This window comes from Microbacterium sp. NPDC077663, assembly GCF_044542795.1.
Classification (GTDB): domain Bacteria; phylum Actinomycetota; class Actinomycetes; order Actinomycetales; family Microbacteriaceae; genus Microbacterium.
Genome location: NZ_JBITVE010000006.1, coordinates 26,740 through 34,767 on the forward strand (window position 1 = coordinate 26,740; position 8,028 = coordinate 34,767).

The 8,028-nt window shown below is 64.1% G+C and carries 11 protein-coding genes; 7 read left to right on the forward strand and 4 right to left on the reverse strand.

Annotation, left to right across the window (positions count from 1 at the left end; genetic code table 11):
- Positions 1-37 precede the first annotated feature (37 nt).
- Complete coding sequence (locus ACIGEP_RS16970) at positions 38-745, forward strand: DUF4238 domain-containing protein (RefSeq protein ID WP_396662848.1); 708 nt, start codon at positions 38-40, stop codon at positions 743-745.
- A 592-nt stretch (positions 746-1,337) separates the two neighbouring features.
- On the opposite strand, the gene ACIGEP_RS16975 is transcribed toward ACIGEP_RS16970, so the two are convergent.
- Together ACIGEP_RS16975 and ACIGEP_RS16980 are read right to left on the reverse strand one after the other, a co-directional pair.
- Positions 1,338-1,760, reverse strand: coding sequence for a helix-turn-helix domain-containing protein (locus ACIGEP_RS16975; RefSeq protein WP_396662849.1), 423 nt, complete (start codon positions 1,758-1,760; stop codon positions 1,338-1,340).
- 136 nt (positions 1,761-1,896) lie between these two features.
- A complete protein-coding gene (locus ACIGEP_RS16980; RefSeq protein WP_396662850.1) occupies positions 1,897-2,835 on the reverse strand; it encodes an FRG domain-containing protein in 939 nt (312 codons plus the stop codon).
- Positions 2,836-3,102: 267 nt separating this feature from the next.
- On the opposite strand from ACIGEP_RS16980, the gene ACIGEP_RS16985 reads away from it, so the two are divergent.
- From ACIGEP_RS16985 to ACIGEP_RS17010, 6 genes are all read left to right on the forward strand, one after another.
- Positions 3,103-3,699, forward strand: coding sequence for a hypothetical protein (locus ACIGEP_RS16985; protein ID WP_396662851.1), 597 nt, complete (start codon positions 3,103-3,105; stop codon positions 3,697-3,699).
- Positions 3,700-3,722: 23 nt separating this feature from the next.
- A complete protein-coding gene (locus tag ACIGEP_RS16990) occupies positions 3,723-4,232 on the forward strand; it encodes an RNA polymerase sigma factor (protein ID WP_396662852.1) in 510 nt (169 codons plus the stop codon).
- A 298-nt stretch (positions 4,233-4,530) separates the two neighbouring features.
- Complete coding sequence (locus ACIGEP_RS16995) at positions 4,531-5,076, forward strand: hypothetical protein (RefSeq protein WP_396662853.1); 546 nt, start codon at positions 4,531-4,533, stop codon at positions 5,074-5,076.
- A 75-nt stretch (positions 5,077-5,151) separates the two neighbouring features.
- A complete protein-coding gene (locus ACIGEP_RS17000; RefSeq protein WP_396662854.1) occupies positions 5,152-5,394 on the forward strand; it encodes a hypothetical protein in 243 nt (80 codons plus the stop codon).
- Between the two features lies 1 nt (position 5,395).
- Positions 5,396-6,205, forward strand: a complete 810-nt coding sequence (locus ACIGEP_RS17005; protein WP_396662855.1) for a Fic/DOC family protein — start codon at positions 5,396-5,398, stop codon at positions 6,203-6,205.
- A 129-nt stretch (positions 6,206-6,334) separates the two neighbouring features.
- Complete coding sequence (locus tag ACIGEP_RS17010) at positions 6,335-6,934, forward strand: recombinase family protein (RefSeq protein WP_396662856.1); 600 nt, start codon at positions 6,335-6,337, stop codon at positions 6,932-6,934.
- 80 nt (positions 6,935-7,014) lie between these two features.
- On the opposite strand, the gene ACIGEP_RS17015 is transcribed toward ACIGEP_RS17010, so the two are convergent.
- Positions 7,015-7,245: a helix-turn-helix domain-containing protein gene (locus tag ACIGEP_RS17015; protein WP_396662857.1), complete on the reverse strand. Its 231-nt coding sequence runs from the start codon at positions 7,243-7,245 to the stop codon at positions 7,015-7,017.
- 246 nt (positions 7,246-7,491) lie between these two features.
- The gene (locus ACIGEP_RS17020; protein WP_396662858.1) at positions 7,492-7,863 is read right to left on the reverse strand and encodes a hypothetical protein; all 372 of its coding nucleotides are present in this window, start codon (positions 7,861-7,863) and stop codon (positions 7,492-7,494) included.
- Positions 7,864-8,028 lie beyond the last annotated feature (165 nt).

Genomic DNA, 8,028 nt, shown 5'->3' on the forward strand with positions numbered 1-8,028 from the left:
GCGGCGACGCTCCGATGCGCGCGGCCATACTGGGCCGATGGTGAAGCGGTCCCACATGATCACGCGTGCATATCTGGAGCAATGGGCCGACGGCCGCAACCGGGTGCACGTCTTCGACGCTGAAAACGACGTCAGCTACCCGACGTCGGTAACCAACGCGACCGTCGTTAGCTACGGCTATCGCGCCGAAGTGCTGACAGTCGACCTGGAAGCCGTCTACGAGAAGATTGAGAGCCAAGCAGTCCCCGCGCTCCGAAGCCTCGCATCCGGGGGAACACCAAACCGAGAGGGCCGCGCCTCGGTCGTCTCGTTCCTAGACATGCACCTTGAGCGCGGCCGGTACGCAGATCAGGCCAAGGTGAGAATGCCGGCGTGGCTGGGCAGTGCGGTGGCTCCGGGGCGGATGGCAGATATGGCTCTTGGGGATCGGCTAGCGCTCGCGAAAGACCTGAACACGGGGGCACTCCGCCTCGACCCCGTAGAGCTCGAAGCGTGGCCCTGGCGAGTAGTACCTGTTTCCGGAGGGCTAGTGACGGGCGATGGGGCGGTGATTCTCGTGCGATCCGGAGCCGCGGCCCCTCTTTCCTCTGTGGCGTTTCCTCTATCTCCGTCGAGGCTGCTGGTGATCGGAGACGGGTTGCCCAGCATCCCTCCCACTCTCAACTTGGTGATCATGAGCCGGTGCCGACGCTGGTTGGTCGATCGCGTCGATGGCCCGGTTGCGCGCATCGCTCAAAGCCGATGAGGCAATCGGTCTTGGCTGAAGTGCCGCCGCTATCCGTGTCGAATCGGATCCTTTCCGACTCCGACGGGCTTTAACGCGAGGCTACTTCGAAGCCGCACATACCTACTGCTTCGGGGAGGTCGATTGCGGTCGCGGCGGCCTTCGCCAGTCCAGGAACGCACTCCATTACTTCGAAGGCATCGATCCCGAGGTCTCTCGATACGGCAAGGGCAGCGCTCCACACTCGGGATCGATTCTCGTCTGTGAGGGACGTTCCAGAGCTGCTAAGAACATCATCGGTCAACTCATCGACTTCGGCGTAAGTCCTGTTGCCTAGCACCGTCGTGGCTTGCTGGATCGGGTCATCGGATGCTCTGTTATTTCCGGACTGGTTAGCAGCGCCTACTGCAACAACGCCGATCACAACGATCCCAGCAATACCCCAGCCCCAGCCAGATGACCCACTCGCCATTGTTTTGTTCCCCCCTGAGCAAACCCTAGCGGCCGTCCAAAGCTAGCTGCGGCCCTCCAATAGCGATCGTCAGAGGCGCTTCCTATGTGGCTGAGCAGAAGCCGTCTGGCAGGAGTGTTTGTCGGCGTCGAGAGCCTGCGCTCACTCGAGCGGTGCATCTCGCAGCACGTTCGATTCTTCGAGATGCTGTCGTAGCCGCCAGGTGTGGACGACCCATCGTGAGCCGATGTTGGTTGCGGGTATCGCACCCTGCTCGAGCCAGATGTACACGGTGCCTTTGAAGTCGATGCGGAAGAACCGCATCAAATCCCGATAGGTGAGAAGGTCCGGGTAGCCGGCGAGGGGATCAGCGCGAGCTTCGGCAGGCTCCGGCTCTCCCGCCACCGCAGCCGCCCACCCGATCACCTCGTGCTTCAGGATGATCCACGTGCGTCCGAGTTGCCTAGCGGGCATCGTTCCGGCGCGCAGTCGCGCACGAACGGTGGCCGCTCGCATTCCGAGCGCCTCGCCAACCTCGGCTGGTGTCATCACGGGCGGGTATGTGTCCCACCGGGGAGAATTCATGCGCTGAGGCTAACGTCCCAGCCGATCTGCTGGCCGTGCGAGACCCGGGTGTGCGATCCCCCGATGCACAACCCGGGTCTGGGGCGGCCCTACCCGAAAGGGCACCCGCGGGCGAGCGGTACACCTGTGCCGCTTTTCAGTCCTCCACCGAGCCGCGCGACTTCGGCTCTGAGCGGAACTCTAGAAACCCTGCGTAGTCCGGAAAGAGCACCCGGGCGGAGCGGTTGTAGGTGTTTTCCAGGTACCGGAGCAGCTTTGCTTTTAGTCCTGCCTTGATGATGACGGCAACAAACGGCACGTCCTTTGGCCGCCCCCGCTGCCGATCATCCAGGAAACTCGCGCGCAGCTTCTCAGGATCTCCCTTGCGCCACGGCACCTCGATTGCCGCGAACGGGTCCAGGTGAGTGAAGCGAAACGTGATCCCGGATGGCGTCACGATCTCTTGCCCGCGGCGGTCTTCGGGGACCGCGCCGGCGACGAAGAAGCCTTCCTGCGCTCTCAGTCGGTCATTAGGCGCCAAAGACCGAACGAGGAACGGCGCTGGATCTCTCAGTGCTTCCTCAAGAGTCGAGCCACCCATGTTCCGCATGGAGCCCCACGTCCCGCCGCGGGACATCGTTGATACCTGCCGCATCCCCGTCGTGTTCAGAGCCAGCAGAACTCCGCTCTTCGCGACGCCAGGCGCTTTCGGCGATTGGCAAGCAAACCACAGTGCAGTCATTGGGTTACTCGTGAAGTCCAGCAATCGGGTTGCAATGCCGTAGTGCTGCAAGTCCGCGAGCAACTGCAAGTCATCGACATATCCGCCGGGGCCGATTCCCAACCCCCAATCGCGGGCGGCACTGAGAAGCTCCACTTCGGCCGAACGCATCTTGGCCTCAGTCGTCTCGTCACCGAGCTCTCGCTGGAGGGAAGAGGTGAGGCGGTAATCAGCGCTGGACATGCCGCGCCAGGCAAAGCTCTGCCGCGCGTTGTGGACACCGATGGCACCCAACACGCTCATCACTTCACGCGCGTCTTTCGGGCGATAAGCCCAGCCCGTGTGTGTCCACCAGTAGCCAACGTCGTTTGCCATTCACCCTCCCCAAAGCAAGGTACTCAAAGCGGCATCCGAGGTGTGGCCTGCGCGCCGGAAACGATCGTTTCCGGCATCAGGCTGAGTGCTTGACGGAGGTCGGCCCGTAAACGCGTGCCGTCTCGTATCTCATGTTTCGGGCGAAGCCTTTTGGTACGGGGTTTCGGGAGGGATGGGTCGGGCCGGTTGATTCGAGCGATGCTTGGACAGATTGCGGGGCTGCGGCCATGTACAGGGTGAACAGTGATCGCGAGGAAGGCGACAACCATGTACGACACCGACACCGATCTGGAAACCCGCATCCGTGAGTCCGCTCCGCGCGTCGCGCCCCCGGCGGGTCTGGGGGAGCATCGCGCACGCATCATCCGGGAGGCGCGATCGCGATCTGGTCGCCGGATGCGAGTGTGGGGCGCGAGCGTCGCCGCGTCCGTGCTGCTGATCGGTGGCGGGTCCGTGGCTGTCGCAGGCACCGGCAACGAGACCCCGTGGGGATGGGTGGCTGACAACGTGTTCGCCATCGACCGCACGGACGGCGCGGCCTGCTTCCAGGGCATCCTTGTCAAGTGGGATGGCCTCTCTGAGGATGACCCCCTGGTGGTCGATGCCAAGGCGATCGTCGCCGGCATCGATCTAGACGCGCTGGACACAACTGCTGTGGAGAATGAGCTGCGTGCCGAGTACGCGCAGTCGATAGGCGCGGACGGTCAGCCGCTTCCCGTCGTTCTCAGCCCAGCGCAGTTGAAGCAGGACGCCATTCACCAGATCGTGGCATCCGAGCTGTTCAGCACGCTCAACGAGCGCGGCTACGAAATGTCACCGGGTCACGAAGTCAGCCTGTCCAGCCAGACCACCGACTGCCGATGAGAGACGAGCCGCCGACTCCTCGCATGAGCCTCGAGAACCATTTGCGAGACAACGAGGCTGACCTGCTGAGCTACTTCCAGCGCCGCTTGCTCAGCGGCGCGGACGCCGCCGAAGCGTTCGGAGAGCTGATGCTCATCGCCTGGAAGTCGCGACGAAAGATACCTGACGATCCCACTCAGGCCCGCATGTGGCTGTTCGGGGCCGCTCGAAATGTGCTCCGCGATGCCCGCCGGGCGCTCGCTCGACGCTCCGCCGCTGTGCAACGGCTAGCCGAGAATATGAGCACACAACCACCGGCCCAGGACGAGTCGTCGGCTGATCTGCGAGATGCGATATCCCGTCTCGCTGAGGACGACGCCGAGCTAATCCGTCTTGTGTACTGGGACGGGTTTGCGTCCCGCGAGGCAGCCGTACTACTTGGCATCAACCCGTCCACCGCACGCTCACGGCTCTCCCGAGCACGAGAGCAACTTCGCGACGCTCTCGTTCCGGAACGTCACACCATCACTCGCTCACAGCCCAGCGTTCGCTGATCAGAGGAACCCATGCCCGCATACGAACCTCGCCCCTACGACATCGACCTCCCACCGACGCAGCCAATAGAGGTACCCCTGCCAACTGACGGGTCTCAGAATCTCGCTCCGGAACCTGCGAGCTTGTAGGTTTCCGCAATCGCTCGAAACTGATCGATTTCGGGACGATCATCGCCGGCACCGCGTCGACGTCGACACGCCGTGCCGAAACCCTGTGCCGAAACTAGTCATCTCCCGATACTCCAAGTGCACGTATTCGGGACGAGCGTGTGCGGCCCGCCCTCGATAGCCTCGGCAGATGCCCGGTCTTGTGTTTTCGTCAGGGGGGCAGGCGGCGTCCGCGCTCGATCCTGTCCTGCTCTCTTTGCTCTCGATCTTCGGCGGCGTACTGGTCACCGTGCTCGCAGGCTTCTTGGGTGCGTGGTTGCAATCTCGTCGAGCGCATCGGGCGTGGCTCCGCGAGCGTAGGTACGAGGCGTATGTTGCCGCGTTCGCTCTCGTCAAAGGTTTCGACCTCAATCGGTACAAGACCTTGAAACTCGCGGCGAGCGGCGACGCCTCGGTGAAGGAATGGGAGTCCGCCGGCCGCGACGCAACGCCCCCGGAGATAGACGGTCTTGAACGCAGCATCGACGACATTCGACGCCTTGTCGCAGAAGCAGACGAGATGTACGGCACGGTGGCGGCAGTGCTTGGCCCGGTCATTCTTCTCGGGCCGGACTCCGTTGCTCGGAATGTCTACGAGATGCAGGCAGCGTATGAGTCTGGGGACGACGAAGCTCTTGGAAAGGCGGAAGTTGCGTTTCGCGATAGCGCGCGACGAGTGCTGGGTTCATTCCGATAGAAAATGTGCCGAAACGTGCCATAGAACCTTTTCGGGATGAACGGTAGACTATATAGACGACGAAGGGGGTCCATCGTGGCCGAGACATTCACTGTCGAGCAGCAGTGGCCGGAGCTGTTCGCGCAGCTCGACGTAGCTCAGCGCGACAACGTGCGCCAGACCCTCGCCGCCGGCTGGCACGAGGGGTTCACCCCGACGCGCGAGGACGTCGAGAACGTCACCGACTACGCGCGCGGTGCGATCGACTGGGACGAGTACACCCGCCGGGCGGACGCTGCAGCTCGCCGCGTTGCCGGCGTCGTCGCCGCCGGCCGCTGACGTGGCATCCCAGTTCGATAGCTGGGAGTCGTACTTCTACCCCGACACGATCGACCCGCTGAGGGGCGAGGGGACTCTCCGCAACCTGTTCGACGAGCGCGATGCTCGGGTGCTTGCCCGCCTCGAGTATGGGCGCACCACCGGTCGCGCTGCGCAGATCGGTAACGGGGAGGTTGATATTCCCCGCACGTTCGACGGTGCTCATCTTCGGGCTATCCACGGGCACTTGTTCCAGGACGTCTACGAGTGGGCGGGGGAGTACCGCACCGTCAACATGTCGAAAGGCCCCGGCCGCGGGTTCGGTGACGTCAAGACGGGAGAGGTCGACCGATACCTGTCGGACGTGCGGCAGCTTGTGACGTCGACGGACTGGTCGAACATCAGCCGAAATGACTTCATCGCTGCGGCGGCGACGACGTTCGCGTACGTCAATCAGGCGCACCCGTTCCGAGAGGGCAACGGCCGCACGTCGAAGGTGTTCATGGCGCACGTTGCCGAGCAGTCGCCGTATCGGTTCGACTTCGCCCGAGTGAGCCCGGAGCAGTGGAACGCGGGATCAGCGATGAGCCGGCCCGACATGTTCTCCTACGCTCCCGAGCCGGCATCCCTCGTCCCGGTGTTCGCCGCCGTGACCGTCGAGCGCAGCGCGCCCGACGCCGGCCCCGACCAGACGTCTGCAGTCCGGTCGGCGCTCAGTGCGTCGTATCCCCGTTCCGCGGCCGCCGCGGCCAAGCACACGCCGCAGCAGGGCACCGCGGCGAGGCGGGGGAGCGCTAGCTACCGAACCGATCGCGGCACCGGTCGGGAGTGACGATGGGTGATTCCGAAATCGTCAGCCGCTCGACGGAACGGCGATCCCGGCCGCGGGAAGTGACACCCATCTATGACCAGCTCGTCGCGGATCGAGAGTGTCGAGCACGAGAGCAGCAGGAGTCGAGTCATGACGAACGTCGTCGGTTACGCGCGAGTGTCCAAGAGGGAGCAGAACCCCGCAGCTCAGGAGTCCGAGCTGCGCGCAGCCGGCGCATCCCGCGTGTTCATCGACCACGGCGAGTCGAGCCGGGTCGCTGACCGCCCGCAGTGGCTTGCCTGCCTCGACTACCTCCGCGAGGGTGACACCCTTCTGGTGCGCCGTCTCGATCGGCTCGGCGGCACGGAGCGGATCATCATCGAGACGCTGCACGACCTCGACCGGCGAGGGATGAACATCAAGAGCCTCACGGAGCCAATGATCGACACCACAACTCCGATGGGCCGCGCCCTGTTCGGCATGGTCGCCGTATTCGCGCAGCTCCGCGTCGACACGATCCGGGAGAACACCATGCGCGGCCTCGCTCACGCGAAGTCGCAGGGTCGAGTCGGCGGACGGCCCTCGAAAATGACGCCCGAAAAGATCGCACAGGCCAAGCGGATGCGCGCCGAGAACGCAAGCCTTGACCACATCGCCGGAGTGCTCAGCGTCGGCAAATCGACAGTCGCTCGCGCGCTGTCTCGCTCCGAGGCTGATGTGACCGCGGGTGCTCCGAACGGTCGACAGTGACCACACGCAGCCTCGACGAGCTCCGAGAGCTGATCGAGCACCTGCTGACCCCATTTGACACGTCGCCAGCAGCCCACCGCCTAGGCCCGCAGTAGCTCGGACGGGTGCACATCGAGCGCGATCGCGATCGCATTCAGCTCGTCCACCGTCAGGCCGGCGGGTGCCGTAGTGTGCAGCCTCCGATCAAGCTTTCGCGGCGCGATCCCCGTGACCTCAGCCAGCCATTCTGGTGACCTCCCACGAGCGTCCAGCACCGCCCGGATGCGTCGTGCGACGCGCACGGCTAGGACTCGATTCGCGCGAGGCTGCATTGCGTTCTCCTTGTTGTGTGTCCGATGAAAGTAGGAAGTTCGGCGGTACGCCGAGCTGCCGGCTTTCGTCGGAACACTTGCCGCCTTGCACGGAGTGGAGAGGCGGTCAAGGGGAGCCCGCAGGGCTCTCCCGAAGGGACGCGCAGCGCCCTTGACAGGCTCGTAGCGGAGTGCAACCCCGCAACGCGGGGAACACAAAGGCCCCACCCCGCAAGGCGGAACGTGGGGCCTCAATCGTGCCGAGGATCAACCCTCGTGAGACGTCTCCGAATGCGACTCGGTAGCCGCGGCCGACGCTGTATCGGTCGACGTCTTGCGCGTCGACCGACGCCGAGTCCGCGCCTTCTTGTCAGGCTCGGAGAACCCGATCTTGCGCAGCTCATCCGCAGACCATCCAGCACTGAGTGCAGCGTTCCACGCTCGGACGTCGTCGCGCTCCGCAGCGCTGACTCGATCCGCGATCCGGGCCTGCAGTTCGGCAAGCTCGCGCGCTGTCTCCTCGCGCACGTCGGTCACGGCCTGACGTGCCTCGGCGACGGTCTGCACAGCCGTCAGCCGATCCTCTTGCAGACGACGAGCGCGCTCGATTGCTTCTTCCGTTGTCAGTTTCGTAGCCATGACCACATGCTACGGATTGCCGGCCGTTAGGTCGATGTCCATCGACACGAAGACAGCACGCCGCGGCAAAGCCGCGACCACTCCCGTCTGTCGACGTGAGCGTCCCTGATCGGTGTTCCAGACGGAGCAAGCTAAACGTTTAGCCCTGCTAAGTGGAGATGCACC

Excerpts from the sequence above, each read along its gene's own strand:
- ACIGEP_RS16970 (WP_396662848.1), top strand. The coding sequence starts at position 38 with ATGGTGAAGCGGTCCCACATGATCACGCGTGCATATCTGGAGCAATGG.
- ACIGEP_RS16975 (WP_396662849.1), bottom strand. The coding sequence starts at position 1,760 with ATGAATTCTCCCCGGTGGGACACATACCCGCCCGTGATGACACCAGCC.
- ACIGEP_RS16980 (WP_396662850.1), bottom strand. The coding sequence starts at position 2,835 with ATGGCAAACGACGTTGGCTACTGGTGGACACACACGGGCTGGGCTTAT.
- ACIGEP_RS16985 (WP_396662851.1), top strand. The coding sequence starts at position 3,103 with ATGTACGACACCGACACCGATCTGGAAACCCGCATCCGTGAGTCCGCT.
- ACIGEP_RS16990 (WP_396662852.1), top strand. The coding sequence starts at position 3,723 with ATGAGCCTCGAGAACCATTTGCGAGACAACGAGGCTGACCTGCTGAGC.
- ACIGEP_RS16995 (WP_396662853.1), top strand. The coding sequence starts at position 4,531 with ATGCCCGGTCTTGTGTTTTCGTCAGGGGGGCAGGCGGCGTCCGCGCTC.
- ACIGEP_RS17010 (WP_396662856.1), top strand. The coding sequence starts at position 6,335 with ATGACGAACGTCGTCGGTTACGCGCGAGTGTCCAAGAGGGAGCAGAAC.
- ACIGEP_RS17015 (WP_396662857.1), bottom strand. The coding sequence starts at position 7,245 with ATGCAGCCTCGCGCGAATCGAGTCCTAGCCGTGCGCGTCGCACGACGC.
- ACIGEP_RS17020 (WP_396662858.1), bottom strand. The coding sequence starts at position 7,863 with ATGGCTACGAAACTGACAACGGAAGAAGCAATCGAGCGCGCTCGTCGT.